The organism is Terracoccus luteus (genome assembly GCF_003635045.1).
Taxonomy (GTDB): domain Bacteria; phylum Actinomycetota; class Actinomycetes; order Actinomycetales; family Dermatophilaceae; genus Terracoccus; species Terracoccus luteus.
This window is the reverse complement of sequence record NZ_RBXT01000001.1, coordinates 1,010,473-1,027,624: the sequence shown is the minus strand read 5'-3', so window position 1 is coordinate 1,027,624 and position 17,152 is coordinate 1,010,473. Positions and strand designations below refer to the sequence as shown.

The window sequence follows — 17,152 nt, the reverse complement described above, 5'->3', positions numbered from 1 at the left end:
GGACCAGGGGCACGTGAGGGCTCTCGGGGCGCCTGGGACGACCAGCGGGCCTCGTCCCTCGGCGCGAGGATCTGCCCGTGCCCACTCGACGGGGTCTACGCGCCCTCTCGACGGGGTGGGGTGAGCCAGGGGCTGAAGAGGCGCGTGACGAAGGGCAGCAGCACATACGTCATCCACGGCGTGGCGAGCAGGGTCGTCACGAGCACCCGCAGCACGACGGGCCAGTCGCCGCTGACCGGCCCGAGCAGCAGCGCGAGGGCGAGGCTCGTCGGGAAGAACGCGACCCAGATGACGCTCGCCTGCTTCCACCGCGGCGGCGCGGCCGGGGCCGGGGCGCTCGTCGGCGTGCCGCTCTCGTCGAGCCGGCGTTCCGTGGGCTCGTCGAACCAGCCCTCGATGCCGGTGCGGTACTCGGTGCGGTGGTGCTCGACGAGGTCGGCGGCCGAGCGCAGCCAGCGCTGGCGCTCCGTCGATCGCTCCCACCGCTCGAGCGTGGCGCGCGACTCGAAGCGGTAGAGCATGTGCCAGTCGCGCTCGCCCGAGCGCACCCAGCCGGCGCCGAGGAACCCGTCGAACCGCTCGGCCATCGAGGTGCCCGCGTGCACCCAGGCGGTCATGAGCAGCTCGTCCTCCGGCCGCACCCGCCGGTGGATGGCGACGGTGAGGGGGCCGCCGTCGGTCGAGTCGGAGGTGGCGGTGGTGCCCGTGGTGGGGCCGGTGTCCTGCGTCATGGGTGCCTCTCGGGGTGGTGAGGGGGCCTACGACGACGGATGCCGGCCACCCGGGTGGGGTGACCGGCATCCGTCGCCGTCGTGCGCCGGTGGGCGCCACGGGTGGTGCTGGGGTGTGGGCTCAGGGCCTCACTGGCCGACGCGGAAGCGCGCGAAGGCGGTGGCGCTGGCGCCACCCTCCTCGAGCACCTTGGCGACGGTCTTCTTGGGCTCCTTGGCGAACGGCTGCTCGAGCAGGACGTTCTCCTTGAAGTAGCCGTTGACGCGACCCTCGACGATGCGGGGCAGGGCAGCCTCGGGCTTGCCCTCCTCCTTGGCGGTGGCCTCGGCGACGCGACGCTCGTTCTCGACCGTCTCGGCGTCGACCTCGTCACGGGTCAGCACGGTGGGGCTGAACGCGGCGATGTGCATCGCGACGTCGCGGCCGACCTGCTCGTCGCCACCCTGCAGCGCCACGAGGACACCGATCTGCGCGGGCAGGTCGGGGCTCGTCTTGTGCAGGTAGCTGACGACCTTCTCGCCCTCGAGGCGGGCCACGCGGCGCACCTCGATCTTCTCGCCGATGGTGGCGTTGGCCTCGTCGAGCAGGTCCTTGACGGTCTTGCCGTCCTCGAGGCTGCTGTTGAGGAGGCTGTCGGCGTCGGTGGCCTTCGCGGAGACGGCCTGCTGCAGCACCTGGTCGGCCAGGGCGATGAACTTCTCGCCCTTGGCGACGAAGTCGGTCTCGCAGTTGACCTCGACGAGGGTGCCGACGGAGCCGTCGGCCTGGGCGGCCACGAGACCGTTGGAGGCCGAGCGGCCCTCACGCTTCGTGACGCCCTTGAGGCCCTTGACCCGCAGGATCTCGACGGCCTTGGCGCGGTCGCCGTCGGCCTCGTCGAGGGCCTTCTTGACGTCCATCATGCCGGCGCCGGTCTGCTCGCGCAGGGCCTTGATGTCAGCGGCGGTGTAGTTCGCCATGCTCTCTATCGCTCTTTTCGTCGGTGTGGTGTTCGGGCGAGGCCACGCGACCCGGTGGGCCCGAGCGAGGCTCGGGCCCACCGGTCGTGGACCTCGGCGTGGTGCGGCGTCGGCTCGCGCCGACAGCCCGGTCAGGCCTGCTCGGCACCGGCCGGGGCGGGCTGCGCCTCGGCGTCGGCGGCGGGCGCGTCCTCCGTGGACTCGGCGGGCGCGTCGGCGGTGGCGTCGGCGGCCTGCTCGGTCGCGTCGGCGTCGACCGCGGCGTCCGCGACGGCCTCGGCGGCGACGGGCGCCTCCGTGGCGTCGGCGGCCGGGGCGGCGGGCGCCTCGGCGGCGTCGGCGTAGAGCTCACGCTCCCACTCAGCCAGGGGCTCCTCGACCTGCGCCTCGCCCGAGCGACCGCCCGAGCGCTGCACGAGACCCTCGGCGACGGCGTCGGCGACGACGCGCGTCAGCAGCGTGACGGAGCGGATCGCGTCGTCGTTGCCGGGGATCTTGTAGTCGACCTCGTCGGGGTCGCAGTTCGTGTCGAGGATCGCGATGACGGGGAGGCCGAGCTTGCGCGCCTCGTCGACGGCGAGGTGCTCCTTCTTCGTGTCGACGATCCACACGGCCGAGGGGACCTTGCCCATGGAGCGGATGCCGCCCAGCGTCTTGGCCAGCTTGTCCTTCTCGCGACGGAGGATGAGCAGCTCCTTCTTCGTGTAGCCCGAGCCGGCCACGTCGTCGAAGTCGAGCTCCTCGAGCTCCTTGAGGCGCGTGAGCCGCTTGGAGATCGTCTGGAAGTTGGTGAGCATGCCGCCGAGCCAGCGGTGGTTCACGTAGGGCATCCCGACGCGCGTCGCCTGCTCGGCGATGGGCTCCTGGGCCTGCTTCTTCGTGCCGACGAAGAGGACCGTGCCGCCGTGGGCGACGGTCTCCTTGACGAACTCGTACGCGTTGTTGATGTACGTCAGCGACTGCTGCAGGTCGATGATGTAGATGCCGTTGCGCTCGGTCATGATGAAGCGCTTCATCTTGGGGTTCCAGCGACGGGTCTGGTGCCCGAAGTGGACGCCGCTCTCCAGGAGCTGGCGCATGGTGACGACGGCCATGCCGTGTCCTCCTCATTCGATGGTTGTCAGTTGTCTGCGGGGCATCGCGGCGACGCCGGCCCCGTGAGGGCACCGGACGGCATCCGCCCCGCTCCTGGCGACTCGACGCACCCCGCCCCGCCGTGCGGGGACTGCCGTGATGCGACCCGACCCGTGACCCGGTCACCCGGGGCTGCGGTCGGACGGAGACGCGCGAATTTCGGTCGCGTGCGACAGGCACACGTGACCGCCCGTCATCGTACGCGTCGACACCGGTTGGGGAGAAATCCGTTCGAGCGGCCACAATGGCGGCGCGGACCGGCCCGACCACCCGCTCTGCCCTGCTCGACCCCAGACCCGCGACCACCAGGAGGACCGCCGTGGCGCCCAGCCCGTCGTGGCTCTCGATGGTCCCGGTGCTGCTCGTGCTGCTGGCCGTCCTGCTCGCCCCCGGGTGGTTCGTCGTGCGCGCCCTGGGGGCCCGCGGGCTCGAGGCGCTGGCCGTGGCGCCCGCGGTGTCGGCCGGGGCGGTCGCGGCGTGGGCGACGGTCGCGCCGCGTGTCGGGGTGTCGTGGGGCTTGGTCCCCTTCGTCGCGACCACCCTCGTCACAGTGGCGGTGGCCTGGGTGGTCGGCCGCCTCGCGACGCGCCTGCTGTCCCGCCGACGGGGCGGCGGGGTCGGACCACCGCTGCCGGTGCGGCGCGCCCTGCTGGGCCGCCCGAGGCCGGATGCCGTCGTCGCCATCGTCATCGGGGTGGTGCTCGGGCTGCTGACGACCGTGCCGGCCATCGGCAGGCCGGCAGAGCTCGTCGACTCCCCCGACGCCGTCTACCACCTCGACCGCATCCGCCTGTTCCTCGAGACCGACAACTTCTCGATCGCGAACAACACCTTCTACCCCAACGGGTTCCACGCGTGGATCGCCACCGGCCTGCTGTCAGGGTGGGCCGACGTGCTGCCCGGCACGAACGTCGCCACCATCGCGCTGGCCGCCGTGGTGTGGCCGATCGGCTGCGTCGCGCTCGTGCGGCACGCCCTCGGGCCGTCGCGGCTGGTCACCTACGCGGCCGGGTTCGCGTCGGCGGCCTTCGTCGCCTTCCCGACCATCCTGCTCGGGTGGGGGGTGCTGTGGCCCAACCTCATGGGTACCGCGCTCACGCCCGGGGTGCTCGCCCTCATGCTCCAGGCCGCCCGTTCGCGCCGGGTCGGACAGTGGCTCGGCTTCGCGGCGTCCCTGCCGGGTCTTGCGCTCGTGCAGCCGAACTCGCTCGTCGCCATCGCCGTGTTCGCCCTCGCGTGGTTCGTCGCGGCCCGGCTGCGGGCCGGTGCGCTGCACCACGCCTCGTGGGCGGTCGTGGCCCGCGATCTCCTCGGGGTCGCGCTGGCGCTCGGGGCACTGCTCTACCTCGCCCCCACCGTCTCGGCCCGGCTCGCCTCGACCCAGTCGTACACGTGGGAGGGCCAGGTCTCGGTGTGGACCGCGCTCACCGAGGTCGTCGGCGGCCGCCTGCAGCTGCCGTCGGTGCTGTGGGGGCTGCTCGTGCTGCTGCCGGCCGGCATCCTATGGATCGTCCTGCGGCGTCGGGTCGCCATCCCGGTCGTGGCCATGTGGCTCGCCTGCGTCGTGCTCTACGTGCTGGCCGCGTGGTCGACCGCCGACTGGAGCGCACTGCTCACGGGCTACTGGTACAACGACAAGGTGCGGCTGGCCTCGCTCGCCGCCGTGCCGGGCGTCGTCGTCGTCGCGGCTGCGGCGCCGGCCGTCAGGTGGGTGCTGCGGCGCTTCACGCCGCTGCGGTCACGGCCCACCGCCGCCGGTGTCGTCGCGCTGCTCGTCCTCCCGGCGCTGACAGTCGTGTCCGACCACGGCCTGCGCAGCGGCATGCTCGACGAGTTCTTCCGGCCGTCGTTCCCCGAGCGGGTCATCCTCAGCGACGAAGGGCAACGCGACCTCGGCGAGCTGGCGCGGCTCATCCCGCCCGGGCAGGGTGTCGTCGGGCGACCCGAGAACGGCTCGCCGCTCATGTACGCGCTCTTCGGCACGAACACGCTCTACCGCTCCATCCCCATCCCGCTCACCGGTGACGAGATCCTCATCGGCACCGGCTTCGACGCGATGACGACCCGCCCCGACGTGTGCGCCGCCCTCGCCCGGCACGACATCCGCTGGGCGATCGACTCGACCCACGTCTACTGGCTCGACCGCCCCGAGCGCTCGTCGGGCCTGACCGACCTCGCGAACGTCGACGGCGTCGAGCCGGTGCGCACCGTCGGCGCCTACACCCTCTACCGCGTCACCGGCTGCGGCTGACCGTCGCTCCGGTGCCGCCCCTGCGAGGTGGACCGGCTCGTAGGGTGGCGGGATGGGTTCGCCTCTCGTCTCCCGCATGCAGTCGTTCGGCACGACGATCTTCGCCGAGATGTCGGCGCTGGCCGCGTCGACCGGGGCGGTGAACCTCGGTCAGGGCTTCCCCGACACCGACGGACCGCAGGCGATGCTCGACGCCGCCAAGGCCGCGATCGACGGTGGCCGCAACCAGTACCCGCCGGGCCCGGGGGTGCCCGAGCTGCTCACGGCCGTCGCGGCGCACCAGGAGCGCTTCTACGGCATCCGGCTCGACCCCGCGTCGCAGGTGCTCGTCACCGCGGGCGCGACCGAGGCCATCGCGGCGACGGTGCTCGCGCTCTGCGAGCCGGGCGATGAGGTCGTCACCTTCGAGCCGTACTACGACTCGTACGCCGCCACCATCGCGCTGGCCGGCGCGACGCGGCGCACGTCGGTGCTGCGCTTCCCCGACTTCGCGGTCGACGAGGAGTCGCTGCGCGCCGCCTTCACGCCCCGCACCCGGCTCGTGCTGCTCAACACGCCGCACAACCCGACCGGCAAGGTCTTCACCCGGGCCGAGCTCGAGCTCGTGGCGTCGCTGGCCCGCGAGCACGACGCCTGGGTCGTCACCGACGAGGTCTACGAGCACCTCGTCTTCGACGGCGCCGAGCACGTGCCCATGGCCACCCTCCCCGGCATGGCCGAGCGCACCATCACCGTCAGCTCGGCCGGCAAGACCTTCTCGGCGACGGGCTGGAAGGTCGGCTGGCTCTCGGGGCCGGCCGAGGCGGTCGCGGCGGCGCGCACCGTCAAGCAGTTCCTCACCTTCGTCGCCAGCGGCCCGTTCCAGCCCGCCGTGGCCCTCGCCCTCGGGCTGGGTGACGACGTCTACGACGACATCGCAGCCTCGCTGCAGCGCAAGCGCGACCTGCTCTGCGAGGCGCTCGGCGACCTCGGCCTCGACGTGTCGCGCCCGCAGGGCACGTACTTCGTCATCGCGGATGCCGCACCGCTGGGTGCCGTCGACGGCCTCGAGTTCGCGCGCCGGCTGCCCTCCCTCGCCGGGGTCGTCGGGGTGCCCGTGTCGGTCTTCCACGACGACCCGGAGGCCGCCCGCACGCTCATCCGGTTCGCCTTCTGCAAGCAGGACTCCGTGCTGCACGAGGCCACCCGCCGTCTCGCCGGGGCCCGGGAGGGCGCGGCGCACTGAGCCGGCCCACCGGCATCCGACCGCTCGCCTGACGGCCGGCCGCGGGTCCAGGCGGCGTTCAGTCACGGCGGGCGCGGGGTACGCAGGGCGGGACGGTCGCCCGCAGGTCGGGTGCCCGAACGACCCCCATCCCCCAGCTGAGGAGTGGTCATGAGCGACAGGCTCGACCCCACCGCGGGACCGAACGGCGCCACCGCGCACACCTCCACCGACGGCCTCTCGACGGGACAGCTCGTGAGCCAGCTGTCGACGCAGGTCTCCGATCTCATCCGCGGCGAGCTGCAGCTGGCCAAGGCCGAGCTGCAGGAGAGCGGCAAGCGCGCCGGCATCGGTGCCGGGCTCTTCGGCGGCGCCGGCGTGCTCGCCCTGTACGGTGGCGGGGCCCTCGTCGCCTGCGCGGTGCTCGGCCTCGCGAACGTCGTCGCGCCGTGGCTGGCCGCGCTCATCGTCGCCGTCGTGCTCTTCGCCGTCGCCGGCATCGCCGCGCTCGTCGGCAAGAAGAAGGTCTCGCAGGCGAGCGCGCCTGTGCAGGCGACCGTGCAGAGCGTCAAGGCCGACGTGGAGACGATCAAGGACGGAGCCCACCGTGAGCACTGACAACCCCAAGCCCGACGTCGACGAGCTGCAGGCGCAGCTCGAGCACACCCGCGGGGAGCTCGCCGACACCGTCGACGCCCTCGCCGCCAAGCTCGACGTCAAGTCGCGCGTCGGCGATCAGGTCGACGACGTCAAGGCGAAGGTCGGCGACCGCGTCGAGGGCGTCAAGGAGGGCGTCAAGGAGAAGGTGTCCCAGACCAAGGACAAGGTCGTCGACGCCGCCTCGCACGCCAAGGACGCCGCCGCCCACGCCAAGGACACCGTGGCGACCCAGGCCCACCGCGTCACCGAGTCGGTCGGCAGTGGCAGCGGGGCCGGCGGGGCCGAGGACGTCGTGGACAGCGCTCTCGCGTCGCGGCCGTCGGGTGCACCGACCTCGTCGAGCCGGCCGCGGCCCCTCGCCGAGACGCCTCGTCCCGCCGTCGGGGCGCACCGGGCCCCGACGTCCGCCCCCGCCTCGTCGCTCTCGACGGAGGCCATGGTCGCCCTCGGCGGGCTGGCCGTCGCCGTCGTCGGTGTCGTCCGCTACGTCGCGACCCGTCGCTGAGCAGCACTCGCCAGCCCGAGCAGCACGGCCCGAGAACCAGCCCGTCCAAGGAGAGTCCCATGCCCCGCGAACAGCACGGCACCAAGACCGCCAAGATGCTCTACCGCCCCGTGGGTCTCGTCGGCAGCATCGCCGCCGGTGCCCTGTCCAGTTTCCTCGTCGGCCAGGTGTGGAAGCGCGCCACCGCCGGTGACAACGCCGACCCGCCGCAGGCCCTGCAGTCGGAGTACCGCCTGCGCCAGGTGCTCGTCGCCGCCGCGGTCCAGGGCGCCATCTTCGCCACGGTCAAGGCTCTGGCCGACCGTGGTGGGGCCCGGGCGTTCCAGCGCTGGACCGGTGAGTGGCCGGGCGACTGAGCCCGACGTCGCTCCACGTCTCGTGACGACGAGGATGCCGCGGGGCCGGGCGGGTGCGCCCGTGCCGGCCCCGCGACATCCTCGCGTCCGGACGGTGACAGCCGGGCTCGCGAGGTCCACCGTCGACTCGCCGTGGGTGCGTGCGGGGCGGCTCAGCCGCCCTTGACCTCCTGGACGGTGTTGCCACCGTCGACGACGAGTGACTGGCCGGTGACGTAGGACGCCTCGTCGCTGGCGAGGAAGCCGACGAGGGCGGCGACCTCGTCGGGTCGGCCGGGTCGGCCGACAGGTGTGTGGCGGCCGGCCGTGACCTCGTCCGGCTCGGAGGAGCCGGTCCGGATCCAGCCCGGGGCGACGGCGCAGCACGTGATGCCGTGCGGCCCCTCCTCGAGGGCGACGGCGCGCATGAGGCCCTCCATGCCTGCCTTCGCCGCAGCGTAGGCGCTGGAGCCCGCGATGGCGACGAGCGGCCCGGTGACGCTGGAGACCATGACCACCCGCCCGTGGCCCTGCCCTCGCATGACCGGCAGGCAGGACCGGGTGACGTGGACGGCGGTCATGAGGGTGATGTCGAGCTGGCGTCGCCAGGCGGCGGGGTCCTGCTCGGCCAGGGTCGCGCTGCCGGTGTCGACTCCGGTCTGCACCATGCCGGCGTTGTTGACGACGACGTCGAGCCGCCCGAGCGCCTGGGTGCTCGCCGCGACGAGGTCGGCGGCGGCCCGCTCGTCGGTGAGGTCGGCCAGCAGCGCCCGGCAGTCGATCCCCTCGTCGCGCAGCTCGGCGGCACGCTCGTGCACGCGCCCGGTCGTGGCCGAGAGCACGACGCGGGCGCCCTGCCGACCGAGCTGTCGCCCGACGGCGACGCCGATCCCGTCCGGGGCGCCGGCACCGGTGACGAGCGCGGTCCGGTGGCTGAGGTCGAAAGGGGTCACCGCCGGACCGTACCGCCGGCCGTCGGCGGCCACGACGGCACGCCTGGTGGCGAGGCCGGACCGGTGACCGGGCGGCGGTCTCCGTCCACACCCCCGGGGCGAGACGGCCCGTCCGAGCAGGCCGTCCACAACGCTCATGCAGCACCCGGGTGACGTGTGTCGCCCACGGCGAGGCTGGAGGCATGTCCCTCGTGTCGTCCCTGGCCGCCGCCGTGCTCTCCGTCGCCGCCCTGCTCGCCCCGGCCCCGCTCGCCGCCGAGGCACCGGCACCCGCTCGGGGCTGGACGTGGCCGCTGGCGCCGCAGCCCTCGGTCGTGCGCGGTTTCGACCCTCCCGACCGGCCGTGGCTCGCGGGGCACCGCGGCGTCGACCTCTCCGCCCGGGTCGGGCAGCCGGTCCGCGCCCCGACCGGCGGCGAGGTGACCTACTCGGGTCGGCTCGCCGGACGAGGCGTCGTCGTCGTCGGTCACGCTGGCGGCCTGCGGTCGACCTTCGAGCCCGTGACGGCCGGGCCTCCCGTCGGCACCGCGGTGGCCCGGGGCGACCCGGTCGGCACCGTCGAGCCGGTGGCCGGTCACTGCTCTCCGGCGACCTGCCTGCACTGGGGCGTCCGTCGCGGCGACACCTACCTCGACCCGCTGGCGCTGATCGGCGCGCGGCCGGTCGTGCTGTTGCCGCTCCGATGACGTGGTGCGTGTCGGTCGGCGGGTCGACAGGCTCCGCCGCATCCGCCGACCGCGACCCCGTGCACGACCCCGTGCACGACCCCGTGCACGAGTCACGCTCTGGGATGGGCCTGCTCGTAGCTGCGGCGCAGGCGGTCGACGGAGACGTGGGTGTAGATCTGCGTCGTGGCGAGGCTCGCGTGCCCGAGCAGCTCCTGCACCATGCGCAGGTCGGCGCCGCCGTCGAGCAGGTGGGTGGCGGCGCTGTGGCGCAGGCCGTGCGGCCCGATGTCGGGCGCGTCGCCCACGTGGGCCAGCAGGGCGTGCACGACCGACCGGACCTGGCGCGGGTCGACCCGCCGGCCGCGGCGTCCCAGGAACAGGGCCGGCCCCGACTCGGCCGTCGCCAGGCGGGGTCGCACCCGCAGCCACTCCTGCACCGCGCGGGCGGCGGGCCGCCCGAAGGGCACGACGCGCTCCTTGCCACCCTTGCCCATGACCCGGACGAGGTCCTGCGCGGGGTCGATGTCGTCGACGTCGAGGCCGACGAGCTCGCCCACCCGGATGCCGGAGGCGTACAGCAGCTCGAGCACCGCACGGTCGCGCACGTGGACGGGGTCGTCGTCGTCGGCGCGCGTGGCCGCCACGTCGAGCAGCTCGCTCGCCTCGCCCTCCTTGAGCACGCCCGGGAGGGACCGACCCCGCCGTGGTGCGACGAGGCGCAGGGCGGGGTTGGCCGCGAGGCGACCGGTCCGCTCGGCCCAGCCGAGGAAGGTGCGGGCCGACGCGGCACGACGGGCGACGGTGCTGCGGGCGGCCCCACCGTCGGCGAGGTCGCCCAGCCACCCGCGCAGGTCGCCGAGGGTGAGGTCGTCGAGCCCGGCCACTCCGCGGTCGGCGGTGTGCTCGAGCAGCGCCCTCGCGTCCGAGACGTACGCCCGGCGGGTGTGCGGCGAGCGTCCGCGCTCGGCCTCGAGGTGACGGCCGAAGGCGGCGAGCAGCTCGTCGTGCCAGGGCCGGGTTGCCATGTCAGCACAGTGACCCACGCGGGGCCACCGACCAAACCGACCCGCCGGGAGGCCTACCCGAGGTGCCCCCGGGCCCAGGCCTCCACCCCCCCGGCGTCGATCGGCAGCCCGTCCGACAGCACGTCGTGCCCCGTCTCGGTGACGAGCAGGTCGTCCTCGAGACGGACGCCGATGCCCCGCAGCTCGGGCGGCACGGTGAGGTCGCCGGCGTGGAAGTAGAGGCCCGGCTCGACCGTCATCACCATGCCGGGCCGGAGGTCCGCGCCCATGTAGCTCTCGTAGCCCGAGGAGCCGCAGTCGTGCACGTCGAGACCGAGGTGGTGCCCGATGCCGCACACGAGGTAGCGGCGGTGCTGCTGGCCCTGCGGCGAGAGCGCCTCGTCGACCGACACGTCGAGCAGGCCCCAGTCGTGCAGACCTCGTGCCACGACCTCCATCGAGGCGAAGTGGAAGTCGGTGTACTGAGTGCCGGGCCGCACCTGCTCCATCCCGGCCCGGTGGGCCCGCTCGACGAGGTCGTGCACCGCCCGTTGCTCCGCCGTGAACGTCCCCGACGGCGGCACCGTCCGCGTCACGTCGGCCGTGTAAAGCGTCGTCGTCTCCACACCCATGTCGAGCAGCAGGGCGGCCTCGGGCAGCACCGGCCCGTCGCACCGCACCCAGTGCAGCGTCGGGGCGTGCGGCCCGGAGCCGACGATGCTGGCGTAGCCCGGGCCGTTGCCGAAGGTGCGCGCGTGCCGGTCGAAGGTGCCCTGCAGCCAGCGCTCCCCCAGCCCGTCGACGGCGCGGGGAACCTCGGCCATCACGGCGGCGAACCCGGTCACCGTGTGGTCGACGGCCGCGCGCAGCTGCCCGATCTCCCACTCGTCCTTGACCATCCGCAGGTCCGACAACGTCTCGGCCAGCACGGCCGACGGCTCGAGCCCGTGAGCCGACACGAGCCCGGTCGGCACGCTCGGCGCGGCCCTGGCCCCCCGGCATCCGGTGAGATCGGCGGCGAGGTCGTCGGACGCGCGAACCGTCAGGCCCAGCGCGTCCGACCACTCCTGCAGGCCCGGTGAGGCACCCACCCACAGCTCGCCGTGCAGGGCGTCGCCGTAGAAGCCGGGGTCGCCCGGGCGCGCCGGGGGCGGCAGGTACAGCGTGGCGTCGTGGCCACCGGGGACCGCCCGCAGCACGAGGGTCGCGCCCTCCACCTGGCAGCCCGTGAGCCAGACGAAGTCGCTGTCGGGGCGGAAGGCGTAGGCGGCGTCGCCGTTGCGCGTCGGGGCGACCGACGACGACACGACGACGTCGTGCCCGGCCAGCCTCTCGCCGAGCCGGCGCCGGTGCTCGGCCGCCGCCTCCGCCGCCCCGGCGGCGAGGTCGGGCCGGGCCCGGCCGAGGTCCCAGCCCGCCGCGATGGAGGCCGTGAAGCCGGGCGCGTCGGCCAGGCGCGGAGGGCGGGTGTCCGCGAAGGGCGGCCGGGTGCTCGTTGCGGTCGGACCGGTCATCGTCGTTCTCCTCCTCGGTCGCGGACCAGCCCGCGCAGGTGCGTGAGCACCCGCCCGCTGCCGATGCCGTCGTGCTCGAACTCGTTGGTGACCCAGGCCTGCGAGGCGCCGACGCGCGAGAGCGTGTCGAGCTGCAGGTGGGCGTCGACGTACATGTCGTCGTAGTAGACCGCCGCGGCGAGCGGCACCTCGTTGGCGGCGAGGCGGTCGAGGTCGTACAGCGCCGACCACGACGGCCGCGCCGCGAGCTCGCGCACCGCGGGGCCGAAGCCGCGCAGCAGCCGCACCTCGTCGAACATCCACGGGAAGGCCATCTCGCCGGTGAAGAGCAACGGCCGGCGCAACGGGTCGAACTGGGGACGTCGGTCGCGCTCCTGCTGCGCCGCGAACGCGATCGGGCCGTTGTCGCGGTCGCCGTAGATCGACTCCTGCAGCGTCCAGAACAACGGGTTGCCGGCCGACGAGCTGCGGGCCAGGCACTGCTCGAGGAACGTCGTCGAGAGCCGACCCGGCCGGGCGAAGGCCTGCTCGACGAGCCAGTGCATGCGCTCGGAGCCGGGCTTCATGCCGAAGTCGATGCCGAGCGACTGGAACCGGTGCACCGTCAACGTGTCCCCGTCGGGCAGGCGCACGTCGCCCTCGGCGAGACGGTCGGCGACCGCAGCCACCGCGTCGACGTCCTGGGGGTAGCGCCGGTAGTACTCGGCGGTCTTGTCCTCGACCCGCGTGAAGGTGCGCCGGTACACCTCCGCGGCGTCGGCGGGGGTTCCCGGGATGCCGCCCGCGACGTAGCAGGCGGCGAGCCCCTCCGGCGCGATCGACAGGTAAGCCAGGGTGATCCAGCCGCCGTAGCTCTGGGCGAACCCGCTCCACCGGCGACCGCCGTAAACCTCGTCCCGCACCCGCTCGAGGTCGCGCACGATCGAGTCGGCCCGGAAGAGCGCGAGGTGGTCGGCGCCGGATGCCGGGTCGAGCCCCTCGAGGTCGGCCGCCTCGAGGGGGTGGCTGAGCCCGGTCCCGCGCTGGTCGGCGAGCACGACGCGGTGGTCCTTCAGCGCCTCGTCGACCCAGCCGCTGCGGTCGACGGGGCGCGGGCACTGGCCACCGGGGCCACCCTGGAGGTAGACGAGCAGCGGCAGGTCGTCGTCGCGGCGGTCCGGGTCGACGAGCTCACGGACGAAGATCTCGATGGTCTCGCCGTCGGGGCGGTCCCAGTCGAGGGGCACCGAGACGGTGCGCTCGCTGACGTGCAGGCCCGGCATCGGGTACCGCCGCACGGGATCGGCCATGCCGGGTCGGGTGGTCTCTCGGGTCACGGGGTGACGCTCCTGTCGTGGTGCCGTTGCCGGTTGGCGCGTCGAGCAGCCTCCCACTCGGGCCGGATGCGGGGCACCGCGGCCAGCAGGGCCTTGGTGTACTCGTGCCGCGGGTGCTCGAACACCGCGTCGCGCGCGCCCTCCTCGACGATGCGGCCCCCGCTCATCACCGCCACACGGTCGGCGATCTGGCGCACGACCGCGAGGTCGTGGGCGATGAAGAGGTAGCTGAAGCCCTCCTCCCGCTGCAGGCGTCGGAGCAGGTTGATGACCTGGGCCTGCACCGACACGTCGAGCGCCGACACCGCCTCGTCGCAGACGACGAGCCGGGGCGAGACGGCGAGGGCCCGGGCGATGCCGATGCGCTGAGCCTGCCCGCCGGAGAACTGAGCCGGGTGACGCTGCCACTGCTGCGGGTCGAGGCCGACGCGCTCCATGAGCTGCTGGGTGAAGGCGCGCGCCCCGCCCGGCGGCTTGCGGCCCTGGTAGACGAGCGGCGCGGTGATGATGCGCTCGACGGTGTGTCGGGGGTTGAGGCTCGAGTACGGGTCCTGGAAGACCATCTGCACGTCGCCACGGAACGCGTGCAGGTCGCGGCCCGTCGTCGTCGTGACGTCCCGGCCGTCGAGCTCGACGCGGCCGGAGGTGGGGTCGACGAGCCGGGCGACGAGGCGCGCCGTCGTCGACTTGCCCGAGCCCGACTCGCCGACGAGCGCGAGCGTCTCGCGGTGGCCGATCTCGAGGCTGACGTCGTCGACGGCCCGGAAGGTCTCGCCCCGGCTGAAGAGACCGCCGCTGCCGGCAACCGCGAACTCCTTGACGAGGTGCTCCGCCCGCAGCAGCACATCGCCGGGGGCCGGGCCCCCCGGCCTCGCACCGGGCGACGGGGTGGCCGGGTTGGTCGAGGTGGTCGAGGTGGTCGAGGTGGTCGAGGTGGTCGGGGTGGTCGGTGGGGCCGTGCGCCCGGATGAGCCGGTCACGAGGGGCCTCCTGTGATCGTGTCGGACGCGGCGGTGTCGGCCACGTCGGCACCGGCACCGGCCGCCGTGTCGCGCAGCAGGCCGATCTCGTCGTCGATGCGCGGCACCGCGTCGAGCAGCGACTGCGTGTACTCGTGCTGCGGGTCGCTGAAGATCTGCTCGACGGGGCCGCGCTCGACACACCGCCCGTTGCGCATGACGACGATGTCGTCGGCGATCTCGCTGACGACGGCGAGGTCATGGGTGATGAGCACGAGGCCGCTGCCGGTGTCGCGCCGGATCTCCTGCAGCAGCGCGAGGATCTGCGCCTGCACCGTCACGTCGAGCGCGGTGGTCGGCTCGTCGGCGATGAGCAGCTCGGGCTCGGTCGACAGCGCCATCGCGATCATGACCCGCTGGCGCATCCCGCCCGAGAACTGGTGCGGGTACTCGTCGACCCGCCGCGCGGCATCCTTGATGTGCACGCGCTCCATCGCCTCGACGGCCACGGCGTGCGCGCGCCGGCGGGTGACCCCGCGCCGGTGCGAGGTGTACGCCTCCGCGATCTGCGCGCCCACCGTGTAGTAGGGGTTGAGCGAGCTAAGCGGGTCCTGGAAGACCATCGCCACCCGGTCGCCGCGCACCCGTCGCATCCGCGACTCCGACAGCGTGGTGAGCTCGTCACCGTTGAGGCGGACACTGCCGGTGCGGGTCGCCTTCGTCGGCAGCAGACCCATCACCGCGAGGCTCGTGATCGACTTGCCCGAGCCGGACTCACCGACGATGCCGAGCGAACCACCCTGCGGCAGAGTCAGACTCAGGTCGGACACGACCTTGCTGCTGCCGGTCGCCGTCGGGAAGGACACGGTGAGGTGCTCCACCTCGAGCAACGGCGTGTCGCCCGACCGGCCGGCCTGCGCGGCCTGTGGTCTCGTGACGGATGCCGTGGTGCCGGTCATGCGCCCACCCTCACTCTCGGGTCGATGACGGTGTAGACGAGGTCGACGACGACGTTGCCGACGACGACGAAGAAGGCGGCGAGCAGGGTGACGCCCATGATGACCGGCTGGTCGTTCTTGGCGATGGAGTCGGCGGCCAGCTTGCCGACGCCGCCCAGCCCGAAGACCGTCTCGGTGATGAGCGCCCCGCCGAGGAGGCCGGCGAAGTCCATGCCGAACACCGTGACGACGGGCGTGAGCGCGGGCCGCAGGGCGTGCCGTCGCCACACCAGCCGCGGCGCGAGCCCCTTGGCCCGGGCGGTGCGCAGGAAGTTCTCCTGCAGGGTGTCGATGACGTTCGCCCGCGTCAGGCGCGTGTAGGCGGCGGCGTAGCCGACCGCGAGCACGATCCACGGCATGACGAAGTTGAGGAACCACCGCCCGGGGTCGTCGGTGAAGCCGACGGCCTGCGGGAACGGCAGCCACTGCAGCTGCACGACGAGGACGTACTGCAGCACGAGTGCGAGGACGTAGTTGGGGACGGACAGCCCGCCGAGGGTGAGGCCGGCGGTCACCCGGTCGACCCACGTGCCCTCCTTGACCGCGCTCACCAGGCCGCCGACGACGCCGCTGACGAGCCACAGCACGGCCGCGCCGACGGCGACGGTCGCCGAGACGGGCAGTCGCTGCACGATCATGTCGGTGACCGACTGGCTCGACTGGAACGAGTAGCCGAGGCAGGGGGCCGAGCACTGGACCGCCGTGGCGCCCTCACCGTAGGTCCGCCCGGCGAACAGTCCTCGCAGGAAGGTCGTGAACTGGCTCCAGAAGGGCTGGTCGAGGCCGAGGTTCGACCGGATCTGGTCGATCCGGTCGGGCGTGCAGTTCTTGCCGCAGACCTGCACCGCCGGGTCGGGCGAGAGGAGGAAGAAGACGGCGTAGGTGAAGAGGCAGACGAGCAGCAGCACTCCCGCCATGGCGGCCAGCCGGCCGATGAGGTAGCGGGGCATCAGCGGGCCTCCCCGGAGTCGACGACGGCGCGCAGCCGGTCACCGAGGACGGTGAACGAGAGCACGAGCAGGAACAGGAACAGCCCGGGGATGGCGAAGTAGGTCGGCACGACCGAGTACCAGCTGACCGAGCTCGCGATCATCTGCCCCCACGAGGGCTCGGGCGGAACGACGCCGACGCCGAGGAACGACAGCCCGGCCTCGGTGCCGATGTAGCCGGGCACGGCGAGCGTGACCATGACGATGATCGTCGAGCGCAGGTTGGGCAGGATCTCGGTGAAGACGACGCGTGCCCCGGAGGCGCCGGACGCCCCTGCCGCCTCGACGAACTCGCGCCTCGAGACCGACATCGTCTGGCCGCGCACGATGCGTGCGAGGTAGGGCCATCCGAAGACGGAGATGACGACGACGAGCAGCGTCGAGCGGTTGCCGGCCGGCAGCGCCGACAGGACCGCGATCATGAAGATCAGGGCGGGGAAAGCCATGAGGAAGTCCATGACGCGCGAGACGACCTGGTCGACCTTGCCGCCGAAGTAGCCTGCCAGCAGGCCGAAGGTCGTGCCGAGCACGGTCGTGAGGGCGGTCGCCGACAGCGCGATGACCATCGAGACCCGTGCCCCGTAGACGATGCGGGCGAAGATGTCGCGGCCGCTGCCCGGCTCGACGCCGAACCAGTGCTCGGCGCTGATGCCGCCCCAGGGTCCCAGCGGGACCCCGCCGAGGTTGGGGTCGATGGCCGACTGGTCGAACTCGTAGGGCGACCAGCCGCTGACCCGGACGATGAGCGGGGCGAACACGGCCATGATCACGATAAGGCCGATGTAGGCCAGGCACAGCACGGCGGCGGGGTCGTGGCGCAGGGCCCGCCACACGCGGCCCCCCGACGGCGTAGGGGCCACGACGGCATCCGGCGCCGTGCCCCCTCCCCCGACGCCGCCCTCGTGCCCGTCCCGACGGTCGCCGTCAGGCGTCCGCGCGATCTCGAGCTCGGTGGGTGGGTAGGTCATGCG

General features: G+C 73.3%; 17 protein-coding genes. 6 read left to right on the top strand and 11 right to left on the bottom strand.

Features of this window, described 5'->3' with window-relative positions:
* Nucleotides 1-95: 95 nt before the first annotated feature.
* From DFJ68_RS04755 to rpsB, 3 genes are all read right to left on the bottom strand, one after another.
* Nucleotides 96-731, bottom strand: coding sequence for a putative antibiotic biosynthesis monooxygenase (locus tag DFJ68_RS04755; RefSeq protein WP_121031441.1), 636 nt, complete (start codon nucleotides 729-731; stop codon nucleotides 96-98).
* Between the two features lie 129 nt (nucleotides 732-860).
* Complete coding sequence (gene tsf, locus DFJ68_RS04750) at nucleotides 861-1,691, bottom strand: translation elongation factor Ts (protein WP_121031439.1); 831 nt, start codon at nucleotides 1,689-1,691, stop codon at nucleotides 861-863.
* A 131-nt stretch (nucleotides 1,692-1,822) separates the two neighbouring features.
* A complete protein-coding gene (gene rpsB / locus DFJ68_RS04745) occupies nucleotides 1,823-2,785 on the bottom strand; it encodes a 30S ribosomal protein S2 (RefSeq protein ID WP_121031437.1) in 963 nt (320 codons plus the stop codon).
* Between the two features lie 359 nt (nucleotides 2,786-3,144).
* On the opposite strand from rpsB, the gene DFJ68_RS04740 reads away from it, so the two are divergent.
* The 5 genes from DFJ68_RS04740 to DFJ68_RS04720 all read left to right on the top strand — a co-directional run bounded on the left by DFJ68_RS04740 (nucleotide 3,145) and on the right by DFJ68_RS04720 (nucleotide 7,801).
* A complete protein-coding gene (locus DFJ68_RS04740) occupies nucleotides 3,145-5,076 on the top strand; it encodes a DUF6541 family protein (RefSeq protein ID WP_245963472.1) in 1,932 nt (643 codons plus the stop codon).
* 52 nt (nucleotides 5,077-5,128) lie between these two features.
* Nucleotides 5,129-6,301, top strand: a complete 1,173-nt coding sequence (locus tag DFJ68_RS04735) for a pyridoxal phosphate-dependent aminotransferase (RefSeq protein ID WP_121031433.1) — start codon at nucleotides 5,129-5,131, stop codon at nucleotides 6,299-6,301.
* A 150-nt stretch (nucleotides 6,302-6,451) separates the two neighbouring features.
* Nucleotides 6,452-6,898, top strand: coding sequence for a phage holin family protein (locus DFJ68_RS04730; protein WP_121035091.1), 447 nt, complete (start codon nucleotides 6,452-6,454; stop codon nucleotides 6,896-6,898).
* Nucleotides 6,888-7,445, top strand: coding sequence for a DUF3618 domain-containing protein (locus DFJ68_RS18430; RefSeq protein ID WP_211333269.1), 558 nt, complete (start codon nucleotides 6,888-6,890; stop codon nucleotides 7,443-7,445). The genes DFJ68_RS04730 and DFJ68_RS18430 overlap by 11 nt, the downstream gene beginning before the upstream one ends.
* Before the next feature lie 59 nt (nucleotides 7,446-7,504).
* Nucleotides 7,505-7,801: a DUF4235 domain-containing protein gene (locus DFJ68_RS04720; protein WP_121031431.1), complete on the top strand. Its 297-nt coding sequence runs from the start codon at nucleotides 7,505-7,507 to the stop codon at nucleotides 7,799-7,801.
* A gap of 152 nt (nucleotides 7,802-7,953) precedes the next feature.
* Here the strand turns inward: DFJ68_RS04720 and DFJ68_RS04715 are convergent, their stop codons facing one another.
* Nucleotides 7,954-8,733 (bottom strand): SDR family NAD(P)-dependent oxidoreductase, encoded by a 780-nt coding sequence (locus DFJ68_RS04715; RefSeq protein ID WP_170165699.1) that lies wholly within the window; start codon nucleotides 8,731-8,733, stop codon nucleotides 7,954-7,956.
* Between the two features lie 182 nt (nucleotides 8,734-8,915).
* On the opposite strand from DFJ68_RS04715, the gene DFJ68_RS04710 reads away from it, so the two are divergent.
* Nucleotides 8,916-9,419 carry a peptidoglycan DD-metalloendopeptidase family protein gene (locus DFJ68_RS04710; protein WP_121031427.1) on the top strand — a complete coding sequence of 168 codons (504 nt, stop codon included), beginning with the start codon at nucleotides 8,916-8,918 and terminating at the stop codon, nucleotides 9,417-9,419.
* Between the two features lie 92 nt (nucleotides 9,420-9,511).
* Here DFJ68_RS04710 and DFJ68_RS04705 read toward each other — a convergent pair whose 3' ends face one another.
* Genes DFJ68_RS04705 through DFJ68_RS04675 form a run of 7 tightly spaced genes read right to left on the bottom strand, consistent with a single transcriptional unit; the run spans nucleotide 9,512 to nucleotide 17,149 of the window.
* Complete coding sequence (locus tag DFJ68_RS04705) at nucleotides 9,512-10,426, bottom strand: tyrosine recombinase XerC (protein ID WP_121031425.1); 915 nt, start codon at nucleotides 10,424-10,426, stop codon at nucleotides 9,512-9,514.
* Nucleotides 10,427-10,479: 53 nt separating this feature from the next.
* On the bottom strand, nucleotides 10,480-11,919 hold the full coding sequence (locus tag DFJ68_RS04700) for an aminopeptidase P family protein (RefSeq protein WP_121031423.1): 1,440 nt from the start codon (nucleotides 11,917-11,919) through the stop codon (nucleotides 10,480-10,482).
* The gene (locus DFJ68_RS04695) at nucleotides 11,916-13,181 is read right to left on the bottom strand and encodes an alpha/beta fold hydrolase (RefSeq protein ID WP_121035090.1); all 1,266 of its coding nucleotides are present in this window, start codon (nucleotides 13,179-13,181) and stop codon (nucleotides 11,916-11,918) included. Before DFJ68_RS04695 ends, DFJ68_RS04700 begins: the two co-directional genes overlap by 4 nt.
* Before the next feature lie 50 nt (nucleotides 13,182-13,231).
* The gene (locus tag DFJ68_RS04690; protein ID WP_245963470.1) at nucleotides 13,232-14,215 is read right to left on the bottom strand and encodes an ATP-binding cassette domain-containing protein; all 984 of its coding nucleotides are present in this window, start codon (nucleotides 14,213-14,215) and stop codon (nucleotides 13,232-13,234) included.
* Nucleotides 14,212-15,153: an ABC transporter ATP-binding protein gene (locus DFJ68_RS04685; protein ID WP_121031421.1), complete on the bottom strand. Its 942-nt coding sequence runs from the start codon at nucleotides 15,151-15,153 to the stop codon at nucleotides 14,212-14,214. Before DFJ68_RS04685 ends, DFJ68_RS04690 begins: the two co-directional genes overlap by 4 nt.
* Nucleotides 15,150-16,142 carry an ABC transporter permease gene (locus tag DFJ68_RS04680; protein ID WP_121031419.1) on the bottom strand — a complete coding sequence of 331 codons (993 nt, stop codon included), beginning with the start codon at nucleotides 16,140-16,142 and terminating at the stop codon, nucleotides 15,150-15,152. Before DFJ68_RS04680 ends, DFJ68_RS04685 begins: the two co-directional genes overlap by 4 nt.
* Complete coding sequence (locus DFJ68_RS04675; RefSeq protein ID WP_121031418.1) at nucleotides 16,142-17,149, bottom strand: ABC transporter permease; 1,008 nt, start codon at nucleotides 17,147-17,149, stop codon at nucleotides 16,142-16,144. The genes DFJ68_RS04680 and DFJ68_RS04675 overlap by 1 nt, the downstream gene beginning before the upstream one ends.
* Nucleotides 17,150-17,152 lie beyond the last annotated feature (3 nt).

Bases quoted from the DNA above. Each gene is read 5' to 3' on its own strand.
- DFJ68_RS04700 (WP_121031423.1), bottom strand. From the start codon at position 11,919: ATGACCGGTCCGACCGCAACGAGCACCCGGCCGCCCTTCGCGGACACC.
- DFJ68_RS04675 (WP_121031418.1), bottom strand. From the start codon at position 17,149: ATGACCTACCCACCCACCGAGCTCGAGATCGCGCGGACGCCTGACGGC.
- DFJ68_RS04680 (WP_121031419.1), bottom strand. From the start codon at position 16,142: ATGCCCCGCTACCTCATCGGCCGGCTGGCCGCCATGGCGGGAGTGCTG.
- DFJ68_RS04710 (WP_121031427.1), top strand. From the start codon at position 8,916: ATGTCCCTCGTGTCGTCCCTGGCCGCCGCCGTGCTCTCCGTCGCCGCC.
- tsf (WP_121031439.1), bottom strand. From the start codon at position 1,691: ATGGCGAACTACACCGCCGCTGACATCAAGGCCCTGCGCGAGCAGACC.
- DFJ68_RS04755 (WP_121031441.1), bottom strand. From the start codon at position 731: ATGACGCAGGACACCGGCCCCACCACGGGCACCACCGCCACCTCCGAC.
- DFJ68_RS04735 (WP_121031433.1), top strand. From the start codon at position 5,129: ATGGGTTCGCCTCTCGTCTCCCGCATGCAGTCGTTCGGCACGACGATC.
- DFJ68_RS04730 (WP_121035091.1), top strand. From the start codon at position 6,452: ATGAGCGACAGGCTCGACCCCACCGCGGGACCGAACGGCGCCACCGCG.
- rpsB (WP_121031437.1), bottom strand. From the start codon at position 2,785: ATGGCCGTCGTCACCATGCGCCAGCTCCTGGAGAGCGGCGTCCACTTC.
- DFJ68_RS04685 (WP_121031421.1), bottom strand. From the start codon at position 15,153: ATGACCGGCACCACGGCATCCGTCACGAGACCACAGGCCGCGCAGGCC.
- DFJ68_RS04720 (WP_121031431.1), top strand. From the start codon at position 7,505: ATGCCCCGCGAACAGCACGGCACCAAGACCGCCAAGATGCTCTACCGC.
- DFJ68_RS04705 (WP_121031425.1), bottom strand. From the start codon at position 10,426: ATGGCAACCCGGCCCTGGCACGACGAGCTGCTCGCCGCCTTCGGCCGT.
- DFJ68_RS04695 (WP_121035090.1), bottom strand. From the start codon at position 13,181: ATGCCGGGCCTGCACGTCAGCGAGCGCACCGTCTCGGTGCCCCTCGAC.